A 23,900-nucleotide genomic window follows, 5' to 3' on the forward strand; every position below is an offset into this window, starting at 1 on the left:
ACGCCCATCGCCGACCTCGCGTTGGTGTCCGATCGCCACTCCGCCGGCCTCATCAGCAGGGACGGATCGGCCGAGTGGCTGTGCTTCCCCCGGTTCGACGGGCCGTCCGTCTTCGCCCGCCTGCTGGACGACGAGGCCGGGCACTGGGCGATCCGCCCGGCCGTCCCGTACGAGACGACGCGGCGCTACGTACCGCAGACGATGGTGCTGGAGACAACCTTCCGCACCGGGCGCGGCACGGTCGTTCTCACCGACGCCCTGCTCACCGGCCCGGACGACGGCGGCCACCGGCTCGGCGTCGGTGTGCCGCACCTGCTCGTCCGACGGGTGTCCGGCGTCGGCGGCGAGGTGCCGATGGATATCGAGTACCGGCCCCGGCCTGAGTACGGCCTGATCTGCCCGATCCTGTCTGTCGTCGACGGCGGCGTGACCGCCCGCGGCGGCGCCGAGTGGCTTGTGCTGACCACACCGGTCTCCCTCGGCATCGGCGACTGCACCGGGTACGGCGTGTTCACGGTGCGCGAGGGCGAGACACGGCACTTCGGGATGCAACGCTCGACGCTGGAGGAGGCTCCCGCGCGAGTGTGGGACCAGGCGGAACTGGCGGCCCGGCTGGACGACACGATCGGCGCCTGGCAATCGTGGTCCAGCCTCCACCAGAGCTACGACGGCCCATGGTGCGACCTGGTGCACCACAGCGGGCGAGTGCTGCAGGCGCTGTCCTTCCAGCCCAGCGGCGCGATCGTCGCGGCCGCCACGACGTCGCTGCCCGAATGGGCAGGCGGCGAGCGCAACTGGGACTACCGGTACACGTGGGTACGGGACGCGTCGCTGACCATGGGCGCCCTGTGGGTCGCGGCCTGCCCCGACGAGGCGAGCGACTTCTTCTCCTTCCTCACCACCGCAGCCCCATCCCTGGGCAAGGACCGTGCGCTGCAGATCGTGTTCGGCGTCCGCGGCGAGCATGACCTGAGCGAGCGCACCCTTCCGCACCTGCGCGGCTGGCGCGGCAGCCGACCGGTACGCGTCGGAAACGGCGCATGGAACCAGCGGCAGATCGACGTATACGGCGAGCTGTTGGATGCAGCCGTACGCCTCGAACGGCAGATCGGCGACATCGACGACGACGTCCGGCGCTTCCTCGTCGCCTGCGCCGACACCGCCGCCGAGCGCTGGATGGAGAAGGATCAGGGCATCTGGGAGATACGCGGGGAGCCGCAGCACTTTCTGTACTCCAAGCTTATGTGCTGGGTGGCGCTCGACCGCGGCATCGCCATCGCCGGCCTCCTACGGGCGCAGGACCGTGTCGAGTCCTGGCGGCGGACCCGCGCCGAGATCCGCGACACCCTGCTGTGCGAGGGCTGGAACAACCGCGTGGGGGCGTTCACGCAGGCCTTCGGCTCCGACGAGCTGGACGCCAGCGCCCTCATGGTGCCGATCGTCGGCTTCCTACCCGCCAGCGACCCGCGGGTACTGTCCACGATCGACGCCGTCGCGGAGCGGCTCACCGACGATCAGGGCCTGGTCTACCGCTACCGCACCGCGGACGGCATGGACGGCCTCGCCGGCGAGGAGGGCACCTTCCTGTTGTGCTCGTTCTGGCTGGCGCAGGCGCTCGCCATGTCGGGGCAGGTCGGCCGGGCCAGGCAGGTATTCGAGCGAGCAGCCGCGTACACCAACGACGTGTGCCTGCTGTCGGAGGAGGTCGACCCCAGGAGCGGCGAGTTGCTCGGCAACTTCCCGCAGGCGTTCAGCCACATCGGCCTGGTCAACGCCGCCTGGGCCATCGACCAAGCCGAACGGCGCAATGCCGCCTGAATCCACGAAGGTGACATGGCCAGATGGCGTGAGATCATCGCCGAGTTCGCGGCGACGGCGATCCTGCTGGCGCTGAGTGTCAGCACGATCGTTGCGGGGTTCGCGACCGGCTCCCCCGTCGTCACGACCATCCCATGCCACGACCTTCGGCGGCTGCTGACGGGGTCCTGATCGCCAGCCGCGTCGTGGTCATCGTCTATTCTCCGCTGGGCCGGACCAGCGGCGGGCGCGGGACCGCTATGCCGCCGACGTTCGTCTCGGGGCCACCGTCCCCGCTCTCGGTGGTCCGGCGGCGTCCCTGGGCGCGGAGGCCCATCTGGCGGCTGATGAGGATTGAACACCAGCGACGGAATGTGCGAGCGGGTCGCCGGTCCCCTCGAACACGATCATCAACTCTGTGGTCGCCGCGCGGGCGGCGGCGCCGACGAACTAAACCGTCCCGGGCCTGCCGCTCGCGGATGGTTGCGCCGAGCCGTGGTCCGAAGCAGGGTGTGGCGGGGACTCTGCTTGAAGTCCCCGTATGGCAGACCGCGTAACGGTTCGTTCGGATCGGCGGCCGCTGCCAAAGGCGACAGCCCAGTCCAGCAGCGACATGAGTCGGTTACGGAAACCGACGAGGTAGACGAGGTGGACCAACAACCACATCAGCCACGCCGGGAACCCGGCAAGCCGTAGCCCGCCGATGCAGGCCACGGCCCGGAATCTGGCGACGGTGGCCATGCTGCCCTTGTCTCGGTAACGGAACGGCCGCCTGGACGGCTCCCCTTTTAGCCTTCGCAGGATCTCAGCGGCCGCGTGCCGCCCGCTCTGCATCGCGACCTGAGCCACGCCGGGGAGATTCTTTAGGGACATCATGTCCCCGACGACGAAAACTTCGGGGTGACCGGGCAGGCTGCAGTCGGGTTCGACTTTGATCCGGCCCGCGTGGTCGACTTGCGTGCCGCACTGACCGGCCAGCTGGGCACCGAGCGGGGATGCGGCCACTCCCGCAGCCCAGACCTTGGACATGGCCTCGACACGGGACCGTGTGCCGTCGGCAGCGACGACGTCTACGCCCGTCTCGTCCACGCCGACGATCTTGGTGTTTACCCGTAGCTCCACGCCCACGCGCCGAAGCTCGCGCGCAGCCTTCTCCGACAGCCGCCCGCCGAAGCCGGCCAGCACTTTCGGGCCCGCCTCGAAGAGGATGACGCGGCTGCGGGCAGGGTCGATGTTGCGAAACTCACCCGGCAAAGTACGGCGGGTCAGCTCTGCGATCTGTCCGGCGATCTCCACCCCGGTCGGGCCGCCGCCGATCACCACGAAGGTCTGCCACCGTGCGATCACGACCGGGTCGGTTTCCACCTCGGCGAGTTCGAAAGCGCCGAAGAGTCGCCCGCGCAGTGCGAGCGCGTCATCGATCGTCTTCACGCCGGGGGCGTGTTCGGCGAAGTCATCATGGCCGAAGTACGACTGGCTGGCTCCCGCGGCGACGATCAGACTGTCATAGGGCGCTGCCGTCACCTTTCCCGGCATCGTCGACGTGACAGTCCGATCGGCGAGATCGATCCGCGTGACTTCGCCGGTCAGCACCCGGGCGTTCCGCTGCCTTCGCAGCACCTCGCGCGTTGCCGGCGCGACCGATCCTTCCGACAGAATCCCCGTGGCCACCTGATACAGCAGTGGCTGAAACAGGTGATAGGCGGTGCGAGAGATCATAGTCACATCGACCGGCGCCCGGCGAAGCCCCCTTACCGCGAACAGCCCGCCGAATCCTGAGCCGATCACGACAACCCGATGCGCTCTTTGCTCGTCGTTCACGGCAGCCCCCTTGCCGACGCCGACACCCCGGTGAACCGAGCGCGCAAACCCGCCCGCGGATCCGCCCTGCGGCCCGGGTCCGCTGTCTTCCCCCGGGGCGGGGTTCATCCGATGGGCCGGACCAGGTCCTGGGTATGAATGCCAAGTGGCCGGTATGCAGTTTCTGCAGGTCCATACCCAGCTGCGCCGCCCACCAAGCGTATCCGGGGGACATACGGCCCGGGCCGAGTGAGGACATCATGAACGTATCGCGAGGACAGGTCCTGGTGCTGTACGGCATCGCCGGGGATCTCGCCAAGAAAATGATCATTCCGGCGCTGTATCGGCTCACCGCCCGCGGCGTCCTCGACGTGCCGGTCATCGGCGTGGATCGCGGCCCCATGGAGGCGGCCATTCTGCGTGAGCACGCGCACGACAGCATCGCCACCGTCTGCGGGCCGGTCGACGAAAACGTGTTCGGTGCCCTCGCCGACAGGCTCATACCGGTAACCGGAGACGTGACCAAGCCGGCCCTCTACACCGAACTCGCCCGGCACATCCCCGGCGACGCCTTCGCCGTCCACTATCTGGCCGTACCGCCCGCGCTGTTCGGGCCGATAGCCGAACGGCTGGGCGCCGCGGGGCTGAACACCCGCGGCCGGCTGGTGGTGGAGAAGCCATTCGGTCATGACCTTGCCTCCGCGCAGCGGCTCAATACGGAACTGCACCGGCACTTCCCGGAGAAGCGGTTGCTGCGTGTTGATCATTTCCTCGGCAAGGAGCCGGTCCAGAACGTCATGGTGTTGCGCTTCGCCAACAGCCTGCTGGAGCCCATCTGGGACCGCGATCACGTAGCTGTCGTAGAGATCACAATGGCCGAGGCGTTCGACGTCGCCGACCGGGGGGCCTTCTACGATGCGGTGGGTGCCGTCCGCGATGTCGTGCAGAACCATCTGCTGCAGGTCCTGGCGTACCTGGCCATGGATCCTCCGGCCGAGGACGGCGCCGAGAGCGAACGCAGCGAGAAGTGCCGGCTACTGTCTGCGATACGCGCTATCGATCCCGACGACGTGGTGCGCGGTCAGTACACCGGCTATCTCGATACACCGGGCGTCGCGCCCGGGTCGACCGCCGAGACCTACGCCGCGGTGCGGCTGTGGATCGACAACTGGCGCTGGGCCGACGTGCCGTTCCTGATCAGGACGGGCAAGGCCCTCGCGGTCACCGCCACCGAGATCGCCGTCCGGCTCCGCCAACCGCCCCGCATGCTGTTCCTGTGCGCCGATGCCGGCCGGCCGCAACCCAACGTCGTGCGCTTCCGGATCGAACCCGACCCCGGGGTGACGTTCGAACTGCTCGCCAAGGCCCCCGGCAAGGTCGATGCGCTCCGCGACGTGCCGGTATCGGTCGACTTCGCCACCGAGCAGGGCCAGGTCGAAAGCGCCTACGAACGGATCTTCACGGACGCGCTCGCGGGCGACCCGCGCCACTTCGCCCGCCAAGACACCGTGGAAGAACAATGGCGCATCGTCGATCCCATCCTCGATATCAAGACCCCGCCAGAGCCGTACCAACGCGGCGGATGGGGGCCGTCGAGCGCCGAGCGCCTCACCGAAGAGGGTCACTGGATCCCCACCGCCATCCGTCCATGACGGTGATCGATCCGCACTGCGCAACCTTGGTCTTCGGAAACGTCCTAACGGGGGTGCCGGCGGCAGGAGAAGCCGGCTTTCACGTCCGTCGTCGGAGTCGATGTGCGCCTGGAGTGCGCCGTCCGGCTGGTCCGGTGCGCGTCACCTCGCACGGCTCATCTCGTTCCCCCAGCGCGCCGTCGCGGCGGTCCGCTATGAGGTCGAAGCCCTCGACCGCCCGGTCCGGATCGTCGTCCAATCGGAACCGGTCGCGAACGAGTCGCTGCCTCCATCGAACGAGGACCCGCGAGCAGCCGCCGGGATGCACTACCGCTGGATCGACCATCTCGGCATCACGATTGACGGCGCGGACCAGATCGCTCCGGACGGCTGGTTGGTCAAGGGCGGCGGAGGGGCGCACACCCGGGAGAAGATAGTCGCCGCGGCGGCGAGCCGGTTCATCGCGATCGGGGATTCGCGAAAGCTCGTCGATGTGATACGCGCTCCGATCCCCCTTGAGCTCCTGGAGTTCGGCCTGTCAGCGACCTTCGCCGGCTGGAGCCCGTTGTGGTGCGCGAGGGGCGGAAGAGCCCGGATGGCGGGATTCTGGCCGATTATCACGGTTACGTGGAGGACCTGGCGGGGTTGTCGCAATGCCTGTCCGCGACGCCGGGCGTCGTTGGGCACGGCCTGTTTCCGCCGGAGCTTGCCGCGAGCGTGCTGATCGGCCGCGGCGACTCGGTCGAGCGACGAACAGTGCGAGAACGGCGGTGACATGTCGCGAATCAGCCGCATCACGACCCCGCCGCGTCCTTGTCCGCGAGCACGAACGAGCGCGCCGCCTCCACCCGCCCCGCAGGGATCGTCGAATCACCGGCCAGCAGTTTGCGCAGCGGTGTTCGCTTGTTCGCCCCGGTGATGAGCCAGATCAGGTGGTCGGCGCGGGCGAGGGCGGGATAGGTGAGCGTCATCCGTGGACGGCCCTGATACGGCCGGGTAAGCGCGATCAGCCGATCGGTCACGGTGAGCACCGGGTCACCGGGGATCAGAGACGCTGTGTGACCGTCCGGACCGAGGCCGAGATGGACGAGATCGAATCTCGCCGGCAAAAGCTCGGCGTATCGGTGTGCGGCGGCTTCCAGGTCGGCGTCCGTCACAGGCATGGGTACGAGCTGGGCCGCCGCCGCGCCGAGGCTTTCCCGCAGGTGAGTCAGGTTCCGATCCGGATCGCCATCGGGTGCGACGCGCTCGTCGACCTGAAAGACGGTGATGTTCTGCCAGGGCAGGTCGCGGGTGGCGAGCGCTGCGAGCATGTTCCATGGCGTGTGGCCGCCGCTGACGGCGAAGGTGAAGCGCCCATGGTCGGAAACCGCGTTGATGGCGTGGAGCGCGACCTCGTCGGCGGCGCGGGTGGCCACCGCGTCCGGGTCGTCGAGGATCTCAAGGTTGTGACGCATCAGGTTTGGTCCTTCTTCTCCGCATGGCCGCCGAATTCGGCTCGCATCGCCGAAAGCGCCGCGTCGGAGAAGTGCCCGAGCCCGCGTGAGGAGAACCGTTCGAACAGCGCCGCGCTGATGGCGGGTGCGGGCACGCTTTCCTCGATCGCGGCGATCAACGTCCAGCGCCCTTCGCCGGAGTCGGAGACACGCCCACGGAAATCGTCGAGCTGCGGGGATCGGGCCAGCGCGTCGGCCAGCAGATCGACCAGCCAGGAGGACACCACCGATCCGCGGCGCCAGACCTCCGCCACCTCGGCCACGTCGATGTCGTACTGGTAGAGCTCGGAATCGCGAAGCGGCGCCGTCTCAGCGTCGACGGTCCGCTCCTGCTTGCCCGCGTTGGCGTGCCTGATGATGGACAGGCCCTCGGCGATCGCGGCCATCATTCCGTACTCCACGCCGTTGTGAACCATCTTCACGAAGTGCCCGGCCCCGTTCGGGCCGCAGTGCAGGTAGCCGCGGGGAGCGGTGCCGTCGCGGGTCCGGCTTGGCGTCGGCTCCGCGGTTCCGATGCCGGGCGCGATGGTCGCGAAGATCGGGTCCAGCCGCTCGATGGGCTCGTCCTCGCCACCGATCATCAGGCAGTAGCCGCGTTCGCGACCCCACACTCCGCCGGAGGTGCCGCAGTCGATGTAGTGGAGCTGCTTGGCGGCGAGCCGGCGGGCCCGGGTGATGTCGTCGCGGTAGTAGGAGTTGCCGCCGTCAATCACCATGTCGCCGGCGTCGAGCAGTTCGACCAGCTGATCGAGCGTGGATTGCACGACGCCGGCGGGGAGCATGAGCCACACGGCTCGGGGCGGGTGGAGCTTGCGTGCGAGGTCGGGAAGCGATTTCGCGCCGGTCGCCCCCTCGGCTTGCAGATCGTTGACCGCGTTTTCGTCGACGTCGTAGACGACGCACTCATGCCTGTCGCGCATCAGCCGGCGGACGAGGTTGGCGCCCATCCGGCCCAGGCCGACCATGCCCAGTTGCATGGGGCTGTCCGTTGCCATGGTCCCCCCCAACGGTTGTCTTTAGGTCTGCTTCAACCTCCGGTAGTGGCGGATCAGCGCGTTCGTCGACGAGTCGTGGGTGAGCCGCGGTTCGGTCTCGCCGATGAGCTCGGGGATGATCTGGACGGCGAGCTGCTTGCCCAGCTCAACCCCCCACTGGTCGAAGGAGTCGATGCCCCAGATCGTCCCCTGGGTGAGCACGCTGTGCTCGTACAGCGCGACCAGCGCGCCGAGGATGCGCGGGGTGAGCTTCTCGGCGAGGAGCACGTTGGTCGGCCGGTTGCCCGGCATCACGCGGTGGGGCACGACGTCCGGCGGCGTGCCCTCGGCCCGTACCTCCTCCTCGGTCCTGCCGAATGCCAGTGCTTGCGCCTGCGCGAAGACGTTCGACGACAAGATGTCGTGATGGTCACCCAGCGGGTTGAGGGTCTTGCCGAAACCGATCAGGTCGACCGGGATGAGTCGCGTGCCCTGGTGGATGAGCTGGTAGAAGCTGTGCTGGCCGTTGGTTCCGGGCTCGCCCCAGTAGAGGGGGCCGGTGTCGTAGTCGACCGGCACGCCATCGACGGTGACGCGCTTGCCGTTCGACTCCATCGTCAGCTGCTGCAGATAGGCCGGGAAGCGCTTGAGGTACTGCTCATAAGGCATGACCCCGATGCTCTGTGCGCCGAAGAAGTTCACGTACCACACCGCCAGCAGGCCCATCAGTACCGGAAGGTTCTCGCGGAGCGGAGCGGTGCGGAAGTGGTCGTCCATCGCGTGAAAGCCCGCCAGCATGTCGTCGAACCGCTCTGGGCCGATCGCGATCATGGTCGACAGGCCGATCGCCGAGTCCATGGAGTAGCGCCCGCCGACCCAGTCCCAGAAGCCGAACATGTTGGCGGTGTCGATGCCGAACGCACGGACCCGTTCGGCGTTGGTCGAGACGGCGACGAAGTGGCTGGCCACGGCCTGATCCGAGCCCAGCTGCCCGACCACCCAGTCGCGGGCGGAGTGAGCGTTGGTGAGGGTCTCCAGGGTGCCGAACGTCTTGGACGAGACGATGAACAGGGTTTCGTCCGCCGACAGGTCACGGGTCGCCTCGACGAGATCGGTCGAGTCGACGTTGGATACGAAGCGAAACGTCATGTCGCGCCTGCTGTAGGAGCGCAGCGCCTCATGCGCCATCACCGGTCCCAGGTCGGAACCGCCGATGCCGATATTGATGACGTTCCTGATCACCCCGCCCGTGTGGCCCTTGCACTCACCGGATCGGACCCGGCGCGCGAAGTCGGCCATCCGGTCGAGCACGTCATGAACCTGGGCGACCACGTCAACGCCGTCCACCGTCAGTGAGCTGCCCTTGGGCATGCGAAGGGCGACATGCAGCACGGCCCGGTGCTCAGAGGTATTGATCGGCTTGCCGGCGAACATCATGTCCCGGCGCTGCTCCACCTCCGACTCGCGCGCCAGCTGAACCAGCAGCCGCAACGTCTCGTCGGTGATCCGGTTCTTGGAGTAGTCCAGGTAGAGCCCGGCGGCCTGCGCGCACATGCGCTCACCGCGCCCAGGATCGTCCGCGAACAGCTCACGCAGATGGCGTCGCTCGATCTGCGCGTGATGCCGCTGGAGTGCCTGCCAGGCCGAGCGGTCACGGAACGGGGTGGTGGGCATCGGCGCGGTCTCCTCCCATCGATCAGACGAGCGAGGCGCTCTGCGCGGAGACTCTGGTCATGAGATCGTTCCAGGCCGTCACGAACTTCTTCGCGCCGTCGCGTTGCAGCTTCTCGGCGAGAGCAGCGACATCGACGCCCGTGTCGGCGAAGCGGGCGAGGACCTCATCGGCGTCGCCGCCGTCAGCGGGCATCGGGTCGCCGACCTCACCGTGGTCGTAGAAGGCCTCCAAAGTGTCGTCGGGCATGGTGTTGATCGTGAACGGCGCGGCCAGCCCATGCACGTACAGCGTGTCGGACGCGGCCGGATCCTTGGTCCGTGTGCTCGCCCACAGCAGCCGCTGCACCCGCGCGCCGGCGTTCTCCAGCCGCTGCATCCGGTCGGAATCCATGAGTCGCCGGTACGCCCGGTAAGTGTCCAGCCCGACGGCGAGCCCAAGCTGATCCTTGAGCCGGTCAGGCACCATGTCCGCGACCGCCACGTCCCACCGGGACATGAACACCGATGCCACCGAGCACACCGCGGGGTCAAGATCCTCGTCGACCCGGCGCTGCACACCGGTCAGGTAGGCGTCTGCGGCGGCCCGGTAGTGGTCGGCGGAAAATAGCAGCGTCACATTGACGGGAACACCGGAAGCCACGCATTCGGTGATCGCTGGCAGACCCTCCGTGGTGCCTGGGATCTTGATCAACAGATTGCGCCGCGGGGCCCGCCGGTGCAACGTCTTCGCGGCTTCAATCGTGGCAGCGGTGTCGTAGGCCAGCAACGGCGACACCTCCAGCGACACCCACCCGTCGATGCCGTCGGTGCGCTCGTGGATGGGCAAGAACTCATCGGCGGCCCGCTGAAGGTCCTCGATCGCCAGCTCGAAGAACAGGTCTTCGCTCGAGAGCCCCTTACCGGCCTTGGCATGGATCGCGTCGTCGTAGTCGCCGGACTCGATGGCCTTATCGAAGATCGACGGGTTCGAGGTGAGCCCGGTCACTGCGTATCCCTCGATGTAGCGGCGGATCCGCCCGGAGTCGAGCATGCCGCGGGTGATGTTGTCCAGCCACAGACTCTGGCCTCGCTCGTGCAAGGCTTGCGTCGCCTTCACTATGCCTCCTTTCGCCTCATCGCCAGCTCGCGAGCTATCTGGGCCACTTTCTCGGGGGTGAAGCCGAACTTCGAGAGCACCTGCTTGAGTGGCGCCGACGCACCGAAGGTATGCATGCCGACGACGCTGCCCTCGGGACCCACATACCGGTCCCAGCCCAGAGTTGACGCCTGCTCGATTCCCACCCGGGCGGTCACCTCCGGCGGCAGCACCTGGTCGCGGTACTCACGCGGTTGCCGATCGAACAGCTCCCAGCACGGCATGCTCACCACCCGCACGCCGATGCCCTCACCGGCCAGCTCCTCCCGCACGGCGACCGCCAGCGCCACCTCCGAGCCGGTAGCGAGCAGGATGACATCGATACGCCCGTCCGGGGCGTCCGCGAGCACGTAGGCGCCCCGCGCGACCCCGTCGGCGCCGCTCAGCCGTGATCGGTCCAATGTGGGCAGCGGCTGCCTGGACAGAGCCAAGGCGGCCGGCTCCCGGCGAAGTCCGGCGACGATTCGCCACGTCTCGACGACCTCGTTGGCGTCGGCCGGCCGGAAGACCAGCAACCCGGGCATGGCCCGAAGCGACGCCAGTTGCTCGACCGGCTGATGCGTCGGACCGTCCTCGCCGACGCCGATCGAGTCATGGGTGAAGATGTGCACCACCGGAATCTCCATCAGCGCCGACAGCCGGATCGCGCCCCGGGCGTAGTCGGAGAAGATCAAAAACCCCGACCAGTACGGGCGAAGCTTGGTCAGCGCCATGCCGTTGGCGATCGCCGCCGCGGCGTGCTCCCGGATCCCGAAGTGGAAGTTGCGTCCACTGCGATCGCCGGACTGGAAGTCCCCGGCACCGTCGAAGCTGAGGCGGGTCTTGGTCGAAGGCGCAAGATCCGCCGAGCCTCCCAGCAGCCACGGTACGGCCTTCGCGACCTCGTTGAGCACCTGTCCGGACGACGTGCGCGTCGCCACGCCCTTGGGGTCGGCCGGGAACGACGGCAGCACGCCCTCCCAGCCATCCGGCAACTCCCGGCGCTGCATGCGCCCGATCTCGTCGGCAAGCGCCGGGTGGACGCTCGCATACTCCTTGAAGCGTGCCTCCCAGTCGGCTCGGGCCATCGAGCCTCGCCGGCCGATCCCCTCCGCGAACCAGTCGTAAACCCCGTTCGGGATGAAGAACTCGGCGTCCTCCGGCATCCCGAGAAAACGTTTGGTCGCCCTGACCGCCTCAACACCCAGGGGCTCGCCGTGCACCCTCGGCGAGTCCTCCAGCGGGGAGCCGTAGCCGATGTGGCTGTGGACGACGATCAGCGTTGGACGCTCGTGCTCGGCCTTGAACGAGTGCAGCGCACGGACCACCTGATCGACATCGTTCGCGTCCGCCACGGTCGTGACGTTCCAGCCGTACGCGATGAAGCGCGCCGCCACGTCCTCGGTGAAGGTGATGCCGGTGTGGCCTTCGATCGTCACGCGGTTGGAATCGTAGATCCAACACAGGTGGGACAGCCGCTGATGGCCGGCTAGAGAAGCGGCCTCCGAGGAGATCCCCTCCATCATGCAGCCGTCCCCCGTCAGCGCATAAACATCGAAGTCAAAGAGCGAAAACCCATCCCGGTTGTACCGCGCCGCAAGCCACTGACCAGCCATCGCCATGCCCACCGACATCGCCGCACCCTGTCCGAGCGGTCCGGTCGTCGCCTCCACCCCGCTCGTCCACCGGTACTCCGGATGGCCCGGAGCATGGGAGTCCAGCTGGCGAAACGTCTTCAGGTCCTCGAGAGTCACCGCAGGCCGGCCGAGCACCTCGTAATCGGGATCGACGGCGCGGACACCCGTCAGGTGCAATAGAGACCACAGCAGCGCCGAGGCATGGCCCTCCGAAAGCACGAAGCGGTCGCGGTTCGGCCAGATCGGATCGGACGGATCGAACCGCAGGAAGCGCTGCCACAGCGTGTACGCGACCGGCGCGATATCCATCGGTGTACCAGGGTGCCCCGACTCCGCCTTCTGGATCGCATCCAAGCACAGGCCGCGGATCGTGTTGATGGACAAAGCGTCCATGTCTCCCCCAAATCGGACGCTACCACTGTCGAAGATCGCTCGGTAGTACGGCAGTCTCCATTCGTGAGTTGAGCTGGGCCGACGGTGTCGGAGTTGCGGTGGGCTGCGGCCATTGCGGCGCCGAACCCGGCCCGGTCTACGGTGGCATCGAGTAGGTCGTAGAGGCGGCCGTCCAGTTCCTGGGACGCGGCGGTCAGGTTGTCGAGCATGACCTGCTGGACGCGGCCCTCGCGGGTGTCGGTGCTACGAGGTGGTACACGTACACGTCGCGTTGCTGGCCGATGCGTGCAGGCGACCCGGCGCACTGTTCGGGGTGGACCCAGGCTCCACGGGATGTTCCAGTCGATCATTACGTGGGCGGACTGCAGGTCGATGCCCTCACCGCCGACGTCGGTCGACACCAGCACCTGGAATCGGTTGCTGAGGAAACGCGTCGCTCAAGGAATACCCGTCCGCAGGGGAGGTCCACTCAGCAGAACCGCCGGAAGAGGCCCTGCCCCTCGGGCTTGGCACCATGGCGTCCACCCGGCCCAAGCCGTACCAGGTCGCGTTCACTGACGGCGATCAGATCCTCTTCTTTACCGACGGGGTCATCGAAGCCCGTGACAACGCCGGCGCTTTCTACCCGCTTGCGCAGCGCATCGGTCTGTTGCACGCCCGGGATCCGCAAGCCGCGCTCGAGGAGCTTCGGGCCGATGCTCTCCGCCACGTGGGCGGCCCTCTGGATGACGACGCGGCGATGTTGCTCCTTCGCCGTTGAACAGCACCCTGAGCTCCTCGCAATCCGCACATGCCGTGACGGGCGCGAGCGGTCCGGTGTGCGGCACCGTGGATTTGCGAAAACCCTCTTTGCTGGTAGTCGCCGGGTAAGAATCTGCGGTCCGGGGTCGCCAATCATGTAGAGCTCTCATTGCTGTCGACGAGGGCTCACCAAGACCGTTCACACCGCCGGGCGCGTCCCAAGGATCGCGCTTGGCACGACCACAAGGAGCCACCATGACTCTCCTCAACCCGGGCGACCAGTTCCCGTCGCTGACCATCGCGCTACCCGGCGGAGACGAACTCGACCTCCCCGATACCCTCGCCGGCCACTACGGCGTGGTGTTGGTGTACCGCGGCTCATGGTGCCCGTACTGCAACGCCCAGTTGCGCGCCTTCCAGCGTGACCTGGACAAACTCGCGCAGTTGGACGTGCGGGTGGTGGCACTCTCCGTCGACGACGAGGCCACCACTCGGGCGACCATCGACAAGCATCATCTGACGTTCCCCGTGGGATATGGCGCCGACGCCGGCGCGGTGTCCAAGATGATCGGATCGTTCGTCAACCCCGAACCGGAGTACCTCCAGTCCACGGGATTCGTCCTCGACCCGGAAGGCAAGGTCATCGTCAGCGTGTACTCAAGCGGCGCCATCGGGCGACTCGTCCCTGAAGATGTGGCGGGGCTCATCCGGTACGTCCGCGACCACTGACCCTCGGACGGCGGATTCGACGCGCGCGCGGCGGCCACGTACCACTGCCTGAGCCGGTGGCTCATCGGTGGCCGCCGCGCCGCAGTCCGGTGCCCGCGTACGGCCCGCGCATCCAGTCAACTGCGCGCGTATCCGACTCGACGAGTCAAAGAATCTCGCAGGGATTTCGGGTGACCGCGGTAAGGCTCCGGCCTTGCGCGTCGCTAAGGGACCGTTCGTCTTCACCCTTCCTTGAACGAGGAGATCATGAAGACCACAGTCCGTGCCACCAGCATGGCCGGAATCGCCGGGATCGCCGTCGCCACGGCGGCCGTGCTCGCGACACCCGCCTCGGCCTCCACACAAACCGCACGCGGAGCCGAGAAACCCCGTGTTCGTCCAGACCGACAACCCCGGCGACAACACCGTCGTCGCCCACGACCACGGGCCGGGCGGCGCCCTCACCCAGGCGGGCACCTACCCGACCGGTGGTCGCGGAGGCGTCCTCGGCGGCTCCGCCGTCGACCATCTCGCCTCCCAGGGGTCGCTCACCTACGATCAACGGCACGGCCTGCTGTACGCCGTCAACGCGGGCAGCGACACCATGTCGGTTTTCGCCGTTCAGGGCGATCGGCTGAGCCGCAAGCAGGTCATCACCTCCGGCGGAAAGTTCCCTGTCAGCGTCGCCGTCCACGGTGACCTGGTCTACGTCCTCAACGCTCTCGACGGCCCCTCGGCACTTTCGCGATCAAACCCGTCGTGACCACACAGGAGAGGACCGTCCCCTTCGGGTTCACCTTCGACGCCTCGGGCCGACTGGTCGTCACCCAGGCAGGGCCGAACGCCATCGCGACCTTCACCGTCGCCCGAACCGGAAAACTCACCCCCGTCCAGCAGATCGCCAACGGCCAAGCGGCGACGTGCTGGATCGTCGCCACCGGCCCCCGGCTGTAGGTGTCCAACGCCGGCAGCGGCACCCTGTCCGGATATCGGGGCAGTGGCCACGGCTCGGTTAAGGATCTCGGCACCACCGCCACCGACGCCGGCACCGTCGATGCCGCCGCCTCGGCCGACGGCCGCTACCTCTACGTGCAGACCGGCGAGGACGGGAACGTCAACGCCTTCCGCGCGTCAACTCGGACGGCTCACTCACCCGCGTCGGTACCGTGACCGTGCCGGATGCCGTTGGCGGCGAAGGAATCGTCGCCCTCTGATGGTCCCCAGGAGCGCCCTCCAGGGCGAGCCCTGAGCAAGGAAATGGGACCGTCTGAGCACGGGTGGATGCCCGCGTCGAAACGGGCATCCACCCACGTTCTGAAAGCGGCATCCGAAGGGATCCACCGGTGCGCCTTACACCACACTGGTCGGCCCCCGTCCCGCGACGCGGGCGGATTCCGGGTATCAGCGCAGTGCCTGCGCCCGCCTTCCCACCCGGTCGACGACTGTTAGAGCCGCGGCCATTTCACCTGTTGGTAAGGTCATCCATATGGGATCTGTGGAATCTGTGGTACCCAGAGATCCGGCAGTGGCACGGCCGCTCGATCCCGACTCCGCGGAGTGGGTACGGACGCTCACCGCCACCGGTGCGGAGCGAGACCGGGCATTGCGCCGACTCCACGAGTTGGTCCTGCGGGTCGCCCGCGCCGAGACGAGCAGGCGGGCCCCTCGGCTTCGGATCAGCGGTCCCGAATTCGACGACCTCGCCCATCAGGCCGCCGCCGACGCGATGATGGCGATCATCAGCAAGGTGGAGCAGTTCCGCGGCGACAGCCGGTTCACCACCTGGGCATACAAGTTCGTGATCTTCGAGGTCTCCGGCAAGATCGGCCGCCATTTCTGGCGCGATCCAGGCGTCCGGCTCGACACCGAGGACTGGGACAGGCTGCCTGAGCGTCTCGAACTCGACCCCGCCCGCGAAGCGGAGTGGCGCGACCTCATCGCCGCGATCCGCCACATCGTGGATGGGGACCTGACCGCCCACCAACGGCGGGTGTTCGTCGCGCTCGTCCTCAACGGGATCCCGCTGGACGCACTCGTGGCCGAATCAGGCTCCAACCGCAACGCGATCTACAAGACTCTCTTCGACGCCCGACGCAAGCTGGCCGCTCGTCTGACAGCCATGGGCTACCTCAACCACGACACGAGGCGTTCGTGAACGACTGGTCGCGACTCGAGCATTTCCTGCACACCGATCCCGACGATGTGGGATGCGGCGAGGCCATGGAGATCATGCACATCTACGTCGACCTCGTCCAGGCCGGCGCAGATCCCGAAGCACGTTACCCCGGCGTCGCGGCACACCTGCGCGCGTGCGGCCCCTGCTCGGAAGATCTCGACGGGTTGCTGACCGCCGTCCGCGAGATGCGCGACCCACACGACGGATGACCATGTCGACAGGTCGGATCGCAGAAAGCCTGTGACGACCTGATTCGATTCAGGCTCCGACTGAGTGCCGTTCTTGAGCATGTACGATCGATCCGGCGCCTGGAAGCGATCATCCGCCATGGAAGATTTCTCGAGTCGTCCCTAGCGGCGCCCCTTATGGTGCCGCACCCGGGGAAGCTTCGGCACCGTGCTACACGTGCACCCGCGCAGCGTGGCGGGTGGATCACGACCCTTCGGACTTCTGCCGCCGCTTCACAAAATGACCGCGGCAGTGGGTGCAGCAGAATCCGTAGGTGACGCCGTCGAGTTCCAGCATGGTGGCTGCCTCGATCGGCACTTTCGCTCCGCACACCGGATCGATGGTCATCCCCTTAGGGGCCTGCTCGGGAGAGGCGACCTTGGCGCTATTGATCATTTCGAGCATGTCGGAAGACCGCTGCGCCTTTCCATACAATCCGTAACTTCCCTCGGAGATGCCGAGAACATGCACCACCGCACGTGACTCGCGAAACAGACGGTCCGGGTCTCCTTCATTCTCCCCGAGTTGTCGCGTGATCCCGGTGATGAGGTGCCCGCTCATCTCCTTCGCCCACGCGCCGACATACACGTTCACCACGTACCGCGGGCCGCGGTGCGGAGCCAAGGTCCTGCCCGCAGTGACCCACGTCTCCACCTCTCGGACGACGACATGTGTAAGGGAGTCGAAGAACATGATCACGCCAGAGTCGGCGCTGTGCTCCCCATTCTCACCACCCAGAAGTCTCTGCGCGGTCATCCTTTCGGCCAATCTCCGGCGCTCGTCTACCGTGAAGATCCCCCATGGCACAAGCAGTTCGATGAACAGCACCCTCAATCTCCCTTCGAAAACATGGCGGCGTTGTATCACCTGACTCCGGCAGCGCAGTCACGCCGTGAAGTCGACTGCAAAAGCGCTCGCAGGCTGCCACGACCGTCCCTCCCGATCGGCTGCGAAACACGGCGGCGGATTAGATGGATCAGGCCAGGCCGAAGCCATCTAGCCACGCCAACGCCTATCGCTCAGTACGCGAGATCGCCGCCGTCGCGGCTTTGCCAGTAGTGTCGATGCCCCCGAGCGTCGGTTTCCCCCCATCCCTTGGCCGGTTCCATGACGTCGATGGTCGCCTCCTACGCATGTGCTGTCGTCCCCTAGGGAAAGGCGATTTCGGCTACTCCCAGGGAAGTAGCCGGTCGTATCTCGCTCGCCGTGGGCGGCCGACCGCCCGCCACTATCGTCGCCATCAACCGATCATGGACTCACCCGAGGCCCCTTTACCGGAAGATCTCGATCGTCTACGGCGTCGACTCCCCCCGTCACCTGGTAGTCACGTTCACGATCAGCTGTGGGGCACGGTGGTTCGAATCGGGTCATCGAAGCAGCATGATTCCGCTCACCCAATCCCCATGGCAGCCACCCCGCCGGAGGCTGAACGGGACAACCCCAGAGCATCAAGATTTCCCCGCCGTGAGGCCTTGCGCGTATGCAGATGGGCTGCGCAGGCTCCCGCTGAGCTGCTCGAACCCGGGCAGGAATATGGTTGAGAAGGAGGTCGAGGGACCGGATAGCCCTGTGGCGTGAACGAGCCCCGGTTCGTACTCCCTCGAAAGGGCCTGGTAAGCGCCGGAGTCCACTGTTTGGAGGGTGTCATGCTCCCGACCCGTGAGCTGATCGACAGCTTGTCGATGCACGCCGCACTCGATACCGAGACTCTGGCGTCCGTCGTAGACGCCCTCTCCGACTGTGAGGAGGCCGTCACCGCATGTTCGGCCGGCATGCTGGGCGAGCAAGACATCGACCGGATGCGCCTGTCTGTGCTGCACGACCTGGACTGCGGTGATGTTGTGGTGGCCACCCGCCGGCTGCTCACCCGCGCCACCAGCGATGACAGCGCGCTGATCGCCGCTCAGCTCGAAGTGTGCCTGATGGCCTGCCGGCGCAGCCACGACGCGTGCAGCCGCACCGCGTCGGTGCACGAGCATTGCCGACTGTGCGCGGCCGCCACAGATCGCGCGGCCGACGCCTGCCGTCGTGCATTGGACGCACTGCGCAGCTGACTGTCTGTTTTTTTCTGGGCCGGCGCGATGCCTGCCGTGTCAGTTCTGCCAGAGCAGCGCCGGCTGAGACCACTCCGACTGGGGATAGCAGGCGAAGCGAACCGCGAGTCAGGGGCCTTCTCCGCCTCGCTCAGCTTCTCGCCGAGGACGAAGCGTGGACTGGGTTTGCTGGCCGTTACTCAGGCGGAACAACCACCCCGAACGGATGGCAGAAGCTGTGGTTGGACGGTTGTAGGCGGTCGCTGGAGTCTGTCTGTGTGCGGGGACGTTGCTGTCAGTACTGCTGTCACCTGGCTCATCTGAAGGCAGCGATCCGATAGCAGCGCGCGAAAACGGCGACTCGCTACGACTCTCCGCTCGACTCCTGGAGAGTGCGGCGTTGTGGGGGCTCGGGCAGGGCCTCAATGGCCGTAATCGTTTCTTGCACGGTGACGGTGCCGATCTCGTCGTCCTGAGCGGTGACGGTGCGCGTGCGCCGGAGTTCCATCCGCACGCTCCAAGTCACGACGTCGTTGGACAGAGTGTCGGTCTTCTTCTTCAGGTCGGTGTAGACGGTCCAGGCGAGCGCGGCCACGCTGACGATGAGTGAGCACGGACCGATGCCGGTCAGATCTGAGGTCCTTAGAGTGCGGCGCGCAGGTTCACCGTGCTCCGCCTCCGCGTTGGTGTCACCAGGCTTCGGCGTCTTACCACCCTGGTCGGTACGCGTTGCGCGCGCGGGCGTCGAGGAACGAGCGCGATGGCGCGCCGCTCTCTTTTTGCGGCCTATACCAGCTCTGGCCTGACCCATCCAAGTCGGCCAACGCCCCCGATCGGTGGCTACGGTCCGCCACGATCATCACCTGAGATCGCCGCCACAACGCACCGTCATGAGCCCGGGACCAAATCGGTTCTGTGCGGTGTTGTCTCCAGTGCCGCCGCAGCCAGCGGTGCCGAAGGAGGAGAAATCGTGTCGCACGGCTACAGGGAGACTCCGGAGGCGCTGAGACGCCTCACCGACAGCCAGTTCCGCGTCATTCAGGAGGACGGGACGGAGCCGGCGTTCCGCAACGAGTACTGGAACAACCACGATGTCGGTATCTACGTGGACGTGGTCTCCGGCCAGCCCCTCTTCTCGTCGACCGACAAGTACGACAGCGGTACCGAATGGCCCAGCCTCACCAGGCCGATCGTGGCAGACGCCGTACGCACTGAGATCGACCGGAAGTTCCGGATGACCCGCACGGAGGTTGGGTCCACCGGGGCCGACAGTCACCTCGGGCACTTCTTGGCGATGGTCCCGCCGATGCTGGCGGCCAGCGGTACCGCATGAACTCGGCCGCGCTGCGCTTCGTCCCAGTCTCCGAGCTCGAGGCACAGGGCAACGCCGAGTACCGCTCTCCGTTCGAGACGACCGACACCACCAGCACAGAGGAGCACACATCATGACCAGCGGGATCCGCGACACCGGACAGATCACCCGCACACCGGGCACCGAAACTGCCGTCCTGGCCGGCGGGTGCTTCTGGGGCATGGAGGATCTCATCCGCCGGCAGCCCGGCGTGCTGGACACGCGGGTCGGATACACCGGCGGCGAGAACGACCACGCCACGTACCGTAATCACCCCGGCCACGCCGAAGCCGTCGAGGTCGTCTTCGACCCGACGCGGACGACCTACCGTGACATCCTGGCGTTCTTCTTCCAGATCCATGACCCGTCGACGTTGAACCGTCAGGGCAACGACCGCGGCACGAGCTACCGCTCGGCGATCTTCCCTTTGACGCCCGAGCAACAGCAGGTCGCACGGGACACGATCGCGGACGTCGATGCGTCGGGCCTGTGGCCGGGTAAGGCGGTGACGACGATCGAGCCGGCCGGACCGTTCTGGGAGGCCGAGCCTGAGCACCAGGACTACCTCATCACGTATCCGAACGGCTACACGTGCCACTTCCCGCGCCCAGACTGGGTGCTGCCCAGGCGCGCTGCGACCTCTAGCTGACCGCGCTACGCCGAGGGCGCGCTCACCGCTGAAGCGGTGAGCGCGCCCTCGACCCGTTCCGCCGCCAATGTCAGGCGGCGTCCGCCCCCAGCGGCGTCGTTTCCCAGGGGGCACGGCTTCAGCCCTGTTCGATGATCCGTTTCATAGCAGCAAGCGTGGCAGGAACGCCGACATGGGCTGCCTCGATGCGGGTGGCGATCTCAGTCGGCGCGTCGTCGCCGTACTTCTCGACGAAGAATGCCTGCCCGGCTGGCGTGAACTCCCACGACTCCGTCAGCTCTGTCCCACCCTCAACGTCCCTCATGGAGTAGAGCCACTTCACCTTGCCACCGTTCACAGACCAGCCGAACTCCGCTCCCTCCACGGCCGAGATGACCTCGCACCGGGCCTCCCACGTCCGGTCAGGTGTGACGTTGCGCCCGGTAAATTGGGCGCCGACTCGCGGCCCGTCGCCTTCGTCCCACCAACACTCCCGGCAGATCGGCGACCACTCGCCGGTACGCGTGACATCCGAGACGACCGCATACACGTCTTCAGGTGTCGCAGCGATGAAGATGGAGTCGGAGAATGTCAGCGAGGTAGTCATATGCCTAGTTTGCCGACTCCAAGCACGGGAACTGACCCGTCCCCCGATGCCCACGACGCGGGGAGAGACTGACACGAACGAGGGTCAACGAAGGGCGCCCCCTCGCTAAGACCTCCTAACAGAATGATCTCCGTTGTGGTTTGATCTCTCGCTGTGGCCGGCGAGGAGTGGCAGGTGGCGCGGCTGAAGCCGTGGGAGGTCAGCGACGAGTTATGGGCGGTCATCGAGCCGTTGCTGCCCAAGCATCGGCGCCGGAGCCGCTACCCGGGCCGCAAGCGGCTGGATGACCGCCAAGTGCTGCAGGGCATCTTGTTCGTCTTGCACACCGGCATCGCCTGGGAGCACCTGCCGCAGGAACTGGGCTACGGCTCGGGCATGACCTGCTGACGACGGCTGGCCGAGTGGCGCAGCCGACATCAAATCCAGTGCACAAGTCCTCGCCAGCTCTTATTGATCAGACCCCCAGCCTGCCCCCTTCAAGCGAGCCGGGGGATCAAAGACTTCCAGCGCCGAAGGAGTCGTACGAGATGACCGGGATGGTGGGTCCCAGGATTCAGGACCAGCAGGGAGCAGGACGGTCTTGAACCGGCCGTCGACTCGATGGTGATGCACAAGGGGCAACCCGGGCCACGGCAGTGGAACCGCAACGGGCCGTCTCGGTGGTCCTCGACATCGTCCGCGCAGGTCACAGTCATGCGGGCCTCGACAACCAGACGCTCGCGTTGAGAGGAGCGATCAGTCGACCGTCGCCGCTATGCGGGGCAGGCCAAGCTGGCTGCACAACTCCAGCTGATCATAATATACCTGGTGTGTGACGACCCTGTCGTGCTCGACGTGAGCCACACAGCAACCGCGAACGGCGATCTGACGGCAGGACCCTTCCAGGTAGCGCCCACATGGGAGAAGAAAGGGCCCCGTATGGGTGCCGGTGAGCATCCATTCGGTTACCGCGGGGTCGCTCAAGGTCGCCTTGTACCAGGGTGTCATGCGGGCATCGGGGAAAGCAACGAGCAGCTGTTCGTAGACGGTGACGATCTGCTCCAGTCCTTCCGCCACGCCTTCTGGCCCGATCCAGACGGCGCTCGCACTGTAGTACAGGCCCAGTTGGCCCAGGTTGTGGTCGTTGAACGCTTGAAACAGCTGGTCTCTGACGTCGTAAGCAGTGGACATGCAACCGCCCGCCCCTTGCCGCGCGCCTTAGCGGCTCCGCGTGCTTGACACCGCGATTTGACGGATTGGACAATCGTAGCTGAAGTGGACGCAATCGTCCACTCTCTGTCACTGCCGCGGCGATTCAACCAGGCGCGAGCGTCTGCCCTTGGCCGGTCGTCAGCCCAAGCGTCGACCCATTGCCCCCCGGACCCCACCGGGGTGTCGGGGGCCACGTGGCCTGCAGGTGGTAACTCGCCCGCAAAGAGAGAGCACGGCGGCCCCCGAGAAGGAACTCAGAGATGATCGAATCAGCCGACGCGTGCGTGGGTCACCGATGAACTGGAGAGCGCAGCCGCTGAAGCAGTCGTCGAGAACGCCACCGGTCGCAGGGCAGCGGTCGCTCTTACGTGGTCGGCCGCCCAGGAAGAACGGTGAAGCAATGCCGTCACCGTGTTCCATTCGGGCGCGCTACACGATGGTGGTCACGCTGCTCGTCCTCGTGCTCTTTGGTCATGGTCGGCGTGAACACGGACGGCATGGTCCGTCGCAAGGTTCGAGACGAGGCATTCCTCAAGGCCGAGAAGACCACCCTCGGGTGGAGCGCGCATGCGCGGAACGGGCAACTGCCACGCTCCATCCCATCTCCGACGGCATCGATCTCATCCAGGTGGTGGACGCCCAGGGCAGGATCGTAACCTCCACGCCTCACACGGGCCGGGCACACCTCAGTATGTTTAGACCAGGTATGGGTGCGCGGTTCACGGATCCAGCTGATCCGGCTCCTGAGCAACCTGGTGAGCAACGCGCGGCGGCACGCCGAGACCGGCGTCGCCGTATCCATCACGTCCGTTGACGGCCAAGCAGTCGTGGCGGTGACCGATGACGAAGCCGGCATCGAACCTGCCGATCGTGAGCGCGTTTTCGAGTGGTTCGTACGTCTGTAAGACGGACGCCGCCGGCACCGGACTCGGCCTTGCGATCTCCCGCAACATCGCCCATGCCCACCGGAACTGTGCGCGTCGAGGACTCCGCCCGCGGCGCCCGGTTCGTTCTCCGGCTACCCCTGACCTACGCTCCTCAACACGAGACCCTCCAAGGTAGCCGTTCACAAGCACTTCGACGTATCTGAGCCCGTCGAGAAGCCGTGGGGCCGCTACCGGAGGACGCGCTGCCGGACTCCGCACGATCTGCATCGATCGGGGGCATGGCGGGACCAGGAACACGACGCGGCCTTACCGTTACCGACGTACTCCAGGCGGTGGATGTCTTGCGCAGCGCGCCCTGATGGAGGGGCTCTGTCCCAGCTCACGGCAACTGCTGCACAGCAGCGCCGTCCTCTCTGAGCACCGACTAATGCTACGCGGCGAGTGGGAGGCGGAGGACCAAGCGGGCGCCGGTGGGGTGGTCGGCGGCGTACAGGTCACCGCCGTGGACCCGCGCGATTTCGCGTGCGATGGGCAGGCCGAGCCCGGAGCCGCCGGGGTCCTTGCGACGGGCATCGTCCAGGCGGCAGAGCCGTTCGAAGATTCTTTCGCGGTCGGCTGGCGCGATGCCGGGACCGTCGTCGATGACCTCAAGCACCGCATGGGGCGAGTCCGCGGCGACGACGACCTCGATCGTCGTGGTGGTATGCCGTTCGGCGTTGGCCATCAGGTTTCCCAGAAGCCGGGCCAGCCGGACCCGGCAGGCGGTCACCACGACCTCTGAATCGATCCGGGCGTGGACGGAAGCGGCCATGCGACGGCGTTCCAGCTCCTCAA

26 protein-coding genes and 3 pseudogenes are annotated in these 23,900 nt (G+C 66.7%); 17 read left to right on the top strand and 12 right to left on the bottom strand.

Annotation, left to right across the window (positions count from 1 at the left end; all coding sequences use genetic code 11):
* Both MPTA5024_RS26910 and MPTA5024_RS41340 read left to right on the top strand, forming a co-directional pair.
* Positions 1–1,818 (top strand): glycoside hydrolase family 15 protein (locus tag MPTA5024_RS26910; RefSeq protein WP_063794784.1); only part of this gene is annotated, 1,818 nt, incomplete at its 5' end.
* A 15-nt stretch (positions 1,819–1,833) separates the two neighbouring features.
* Positions 1,834–1,989 (top strand): hypothetical protein, encoded by a 156-nt coding sequence (locus tag MPTA5024_RS41340; protein ID WP_157099755.1) that lies wholly within the window; start codon positions 1,834–1,836, stop codon positions 1,987–1,989.
* 258 nt (positions 1,990–2,247) lie between these two features.
* On the opposite strand, the gene MPTA5024_RS26915 is transcribed toward MPTA5024_RS41340, so the two are convergent.
* Positions 2,248–3,618 (bottom strand): NAD(P)/FAD-dependent oxidoreductase, encoded by a 1,371-nt coding sequence (locus tag MPTA5024_RS26915; RefSeq protein ID WP_051458866.1) that lies wholly within the window; start codon positions 3,616–3,618, stop codon positions 2,248–2,250.
* A gap of 266 nt (positions 3,619–3,884) precedes the next feature.
* On the opposite strand from MPTA5024_RS26915, the gene zwf reads away from it, so the two are divergent.
* From zwf to MPTA5024_RS43835, 3 genes and pseudogenes are all read left to right on the top strand, one after another.
* On the top strand, positions 3,885–5,249 hold the full coding sequence (gene zwf / locus MPTA5024_RS26920) for a glucose-6-phosphate dehydrogenase (protein ID WP_198167417.1): 1,365 nt from the start codon (positions 3,885–3,887) through the stop codon (positions 5,247–5,249).
* A gap of 301 nt (positions 5,250–5,550) precedes the next feature.
* Positions 5,551–5,766 (top strand): annotated as a pseudogene (locus MPTA5024_RS44730) (ribose-5-phosphate isomerase A); the annotation flags it as partial.
* Between the two features lie 29 nt (positions 5,767–5,795).
* Complete coding sequence (locus tag MPTA5024_RS43835) at positions 5,796–6,002, top strand: ribose-5-phosphate isomerase A (protein ID WP_232326659.1); 207 nt, start codon at positions 5,796–5,798, stop codon at positions 6,000–6,002.
* A gap of 20 nt (positions 6,003–6,022) precedes the next feature.
* On the opposite strand, the gene pgl is transcribed toward MPTA5024_RS43835, so the two are convergent.
* From pgl to MPTA5024_RS44735, 6 genes and pseudogenes are all read right to left on the bottom strand, one after another.
* The gene (gene pgl / locus MPTA5024_RS26930; RefSeq protein ID WP_036329802.1) at positions 6,023–6,685 is read right to left on the bottom strand and encodes a 6-phosphogluconolactonase; all 663 of its coding nucleotides are present in this window, start codon (positions 6,683–6,685) and stop codon (positions 6,023–6,025) included.
* Positions 6,685–7,701 carry a phosphogluconate dehydrogenase (NAD(+)-dependent, decarboxylating) gene (gene gnd, locus MPTA5024_RS26935; RefSeq protein ID WP_198167418.1) on the bottom strand — a complete coding sequence of 339 codons (1,017 nt, stop codon included), beginning with the start codon at positions 7,699–7,701 and terminating at the stop codon, positions 6,685–6,687. Before gnd ends, pgl begins: the two co-directional genes overlap by 1 nt.
* 39 nt (positions 7,702–7,740) lie before the next feature.
* Positions 7,741–9,372, bottom strand: a complete 1,632-nt coding sequence (gene pgi / locus MPTA5024_RS26940; RefSeq protein ID WP_036329806.1) for a glucose-6-phosphate isomerase — start codon at positions 9,370–9,372, stop codon at positions 7,741–7,743.
* A 22-nt stretch (positions 9,373–9,394) separates the two neighbouring features.
* Complete coding sequence (tal, locus tag MPTA5024_RS26945) at positions 9,395–10,468, bottom strand: transaldolase (protein ID WP_036329808.1); 1,074 nt, start codon at positions 10,466–10,468, stop codon at positions 9,395–9,397.
* On the bottom strand, positions 10,468–12,516 hold the full coding sequence (gene tkt / locus MPTA5024_RS26950) for a transketolase (RefSeq protein WP_036329810.1): 2,049 nt from the start codon (positions 12,514–12,516) through the stop codon (positions 10,468–10,470). The genes tal and tkt overlap by 1 nt, the downstream gene beginning before the upstream one ends.
* Positions 12,517–12,806: 290 nt before the next feature.
* Positions 12,807–12,935 (bottom strand): annotated as a pseudogene (locus tag MPTA5024_RS44735) (C-terminal helicase domain-containing protein); the annotation flags it as partial.
* A 95-nt stretch (positions 12,936–13,030) separates the two neighbouring features.
* Here MPTA5024_RS44735 and MPTA5024_RS26955 point away from each other — a divergent pair.
* From MPTA5024_RS26955 to MPTA5024_RS26985, 7 genes are all read left to right on the top strand, one after another.
* On the top strand, positions 13,031–13,276 hold the full coding sequence (locus tag MPTA5024_RS26955; RefSeq protein WP_036329812.1) for a SpoIIE family protein phosphatase: 246 nt from the start codon (positions 13,031–13,033) through the stop codon (positions 13,274–13,276).
* Between the two features lie 236 nt (positions 13,277–13,512).
* The gene (locus MPTA5024_RS26960) at positions 13,513–13,986 is read left to right on the top strand and encodes a peroxiredoxin family protein (protein WP_036329813.1); all 474 of its coding nucleotides are present in this window, start codon (positions 13,513–13,515) and stop codon (positions 13,984–13,986) included.
* A 370-nt stretch (positions 13,987–14,356) separates the two neighbouring features.
* The gene (locus tag MPTA5024_RS42655) at positions 14,357–14,728 is read left to right on the top strand and encodes a hypothetical protein (RefSeq protein ID WP_051458730.1); all 372 of its coding nucleotides are present in this window, start codon (positions 14,357–14,359) and stop codon (positions 14,726–14,728) included.
* Positions 14,725–14,919, top strand: coding sequence for a hypothetical protein (locus MPTA5024_RS42660; RefSeq protein ID WP_051458731.1), 195 nt, complete (start codon positions 14,725–14,727; stop codon positions 14,917–14,919). Before MPTA5024_RS42655 ends, MPTA5024_RS42660 begins: the two co-directional genes overlap by 4 nt.
* Positions 14,920–15,135: a hypothetical protein gene (locus MPTA5024_RS42665; RefSeq protein ID WP_051458732.1), complete on the top strand. Its 216-nt coding sequence runs from the start codon at positions 14,920–14,922 to the stop codon at positions 15,133–15,135.
* 355 nt (positions 15,136–15,490) lie between these two features.
* Positions 15,491–16,120, top strand: coding sequence for a sigma-70 family RNA polymerase sigma factor (locus MPTA5024_RS26980; RefSeq protein ID WP_036329814.1), 630 nt, complete (start codon positions 15,491–15,493; stop codon positions 16,118–16,120).
* Entirely contained in the window at positions 16,117–16,350 is a 234-nt protein-coding gene (locus tag MPTA5024_RS26985; protein ID WP_036329816.1) for a hypothetical protein, read from the top strand. Before MPTA5024_RS26980 ends, MPTA5024_RS26985 begins: the two co-directional genes overlap by 4 nt.
* A 223-nt stretch (positions 16,351–16,573) precedes the next feature.
* On the opposite strand, the gene MPTA5024_RS26990 is transcribed toward MPTA5024_RS26985, so the two are convergent.
* Complete coding sequence (locus MPTA5024_RS26990; protein ID WP_036329818.1) at positions 16,574–17,197, bottom strand: hypothetical protein; 624 nt, start codon at positions 17,195–17,197, stop codon at positions 16,574–16,576.
* 818 nt (positions 17,198–18,015) lie between these two features.
* Here MPTA5024_RS26990 and MPTA5024_RS26995 point away from each other — a divergent pair.
* A complete protein-coding gene (locus tag MPTA5024_RS26995; protein ID WP_036329820.1) occupies positions 18,016–18,423 on the top strand; it encodes a hypothetical protein in 408 nt (135 codons plus the stop codon).
* 343 nt (positions 18,424–18,766) lie between these two features.
* Here MPTA5024_RS26995 and MPTA5024_RS27000 read toward each other — a convergent pair whose 3' ends face one another.
* On the bottom strand, positions 18,767–18,997 hold the full coding sequence (locus tag MPTA5024_RS27000; RefSeq protein WP_036329822.1) for a hypothetical protein: 231 nt from the start codon (positions 18,995–18,997) through the stop codon (positions 18,767–18,769).
* Between the two features lie 375 nt (positions 18,998–19,372).
* On the opposite strand from MPTA5024_RS27000, the gene msrB reads away from it, so the two are divergent.
* Together msrB and msrA are read left to right on the top strand one after the other, a co-directional pair.
* Complete coding sequence (gene msrB / locus MPTA5024_RS27005; RefSeq protein WP_198167419.1) at positions 19,373–19,735, top strand: peptide-methionine (R)-S-oxide reductase MsrB; 363 nt, start codon at positions 19,373–19,375, stop codon at positions 19,733–19,735.
* A gap of 112 nt (positions 19,736–19,847) precedes the next feature.
* Positions 19,848–20,402: a peptide-methionine (S)-S-oxide reductase MsrA gene (gene msrA, locus MPTA5024_RS27010; protein WP_036329824.1), complete on the top strand. Its 555-nt coding sequence runs from the start codon at positions 19,848–19,850 to the stop codon at positions 20,400–20,402.
* Between the two features lie 118 nt (positions 20,403–20,520).
* On the opposite strand, the gene MPTA5024_RS27015 is transcribed toward msrA, so the two are convergent.
* Positions 20,521–20,988 carry an SRPBCC family protein gene (locus MPTA5024_RS27015; RefSeq protein WP_036329826.1) on the bottom strand — a complete coding sequence of 156 codons (468 nt, stop codon included), beginning with the start codon at positions 20,986–20,988 and terminating at the stop codon, positions 20,521–20,523.
* 183 nt (positions 20,989–21,171) lie between these two features.
* Here MPTA5024_RS27015 and MPTA5024_RS27020 point away from each other — a divergent pair.
* Positions 21,172–21,372, top strand: a pseudogene (locus MPTA5024_RS27020) (transposase); the annotation flags it as partial.
* A 351-nt stretch (positions 21,373–21,723) separates the two neighbouring features.
* Here the strand turns inward: MPTA5024_RS27020 and MPTA5024_RS27025 are convergent.
* Positions 21,724–22,158: an ester cyclase gene (locus tag MPTA5024_RS27025; protein WP_036329828.1), complete on the bottom strand. Its 435-nt coding sequence runs from the start codon at positions 22,156–22,158 to the stop codon at positions 21,724–21,726.
* Between the two features lie 731 nt (positions 22,159–22,889).
* On the opposite strand from MPTA5024_RS27025, the gene MPTA5024_RS42670 reads away from it, so the two are divergent.
* The gene (locus MPTA5024_RS42670) at positions 22,890–23,084 is read left to right on the top strand and encodes an ATP-binding protein (RefSeq protein ID WP_036329830.1); all 195 of its coding nucleotides are present in this window, start codon (positions 22,890–22,892) and stop codon (positions 23,082–23,084) included.
* A 412-nt stretch (positions 23,085–23,496) separates the two neighbouring features.
* Here MPTA5024_RS42670 and MPTA5024_RS42675 read toward each other — a convergent pair.
* Positions 23,497–23,900, bottom strand: a 404-nt coding sequence (locus tag MPTA5024_RS42675; RefSeq protein ID WP_198167420.1) for a sensor histidine kinase, incomplete at its 5' end; no start/stop codon positions are given.

Origin of the sequence: Microbispora sp. ATCC PTA-5024 (assembly GCF_000511135.2) — a bacterium.
Taxonomy (GTDB): domain Bacteria; phylum Actinomycetota; class Actinomycetes; order Streptosporangiales; family Streptosporangiaceae; genus Microbispora; species Microbispora corallina.

Excerpts from the sequence above, each read along its gene's own strand:
- MPTA5024_RS41340 (WP_157099755.1), top strand. The coding sequence starts at position 1,834 with ATGGCCAGATGGCGTGAGATCATCGCCGAGTTCGCGGCGACGGCGATC.
- pgl (WP_036329802.1), bottom strand. The coding sequence starts at position 6,685 with ATGCGTCACAACCTTGAGATCCTCGACGACCCGGACGCGGTGGCCACC.
- gnd (WP_198167418.1), bottom strand. The coding sequence starts at position 7,701 with ATGCAACTGGGCATGGTCGGCCTGGGCCGGATGGGCGCCAACCTCGTC.
- pgi (WP_036329806.1), bottom strand. The coding sequence starts at position 9,372 with ATGCCCACCACCCCGTTCCGTGACCGCTCGGCCTGGCAGGCACTCCAG.
- tkt (WP_036329810.1), bottom strand. The coding sequence starts at position 12,516 with ATGGACGCTTTGTCCATCAACACGATCCGCGGCCTGTGCTTGGATGCG.
- MPTA5024_RS26955 (WP_036329812.1), top strand. The coding sequence starts at position 13,031 with ATGGCGTCCACCCGGCCCAAGCCGTACCAGGTCGCGTTCACTGACGGC.
- MPTA5024_RS26960 (WP_036329813.1), top strand. The coding sequence starts at position 13,513 with ATGACTCTCCTCAACCCGGGCGACCAGTTCCCGTCGCTGACCATCGCG.
- MPTA5024_RS26995 (WP_036329820.1), top strand. The coding sequence starts at position 18,016 with ATGCTCCCGACCCGTGAGCTGATCGACAGCTTGTCGATGCACGCCGCA.
- msrA (WP_036329824.1), top strand. The coding sequence starts at position 19,848 with ATGACCAGCGGGATCCGCGACACCGGACAGATCACCCGCACACCGGGC.
- MPTA5024_RS27015 (WP_036329826.1), bottom strand. The coding sequence starts at position 20,988 with ATGACTACCTCGCTGACATTCTCCGACTCCATCTTCATCGCTGCGACA.
- MPTA5024_RS27025 (WP_036329828.1), bottom strand. The coding sequence starts at position 22,158 with ATGTCCACTGCTTACGACGTCAGAGACCAGCTGTTTCAAGCGTTCAAC.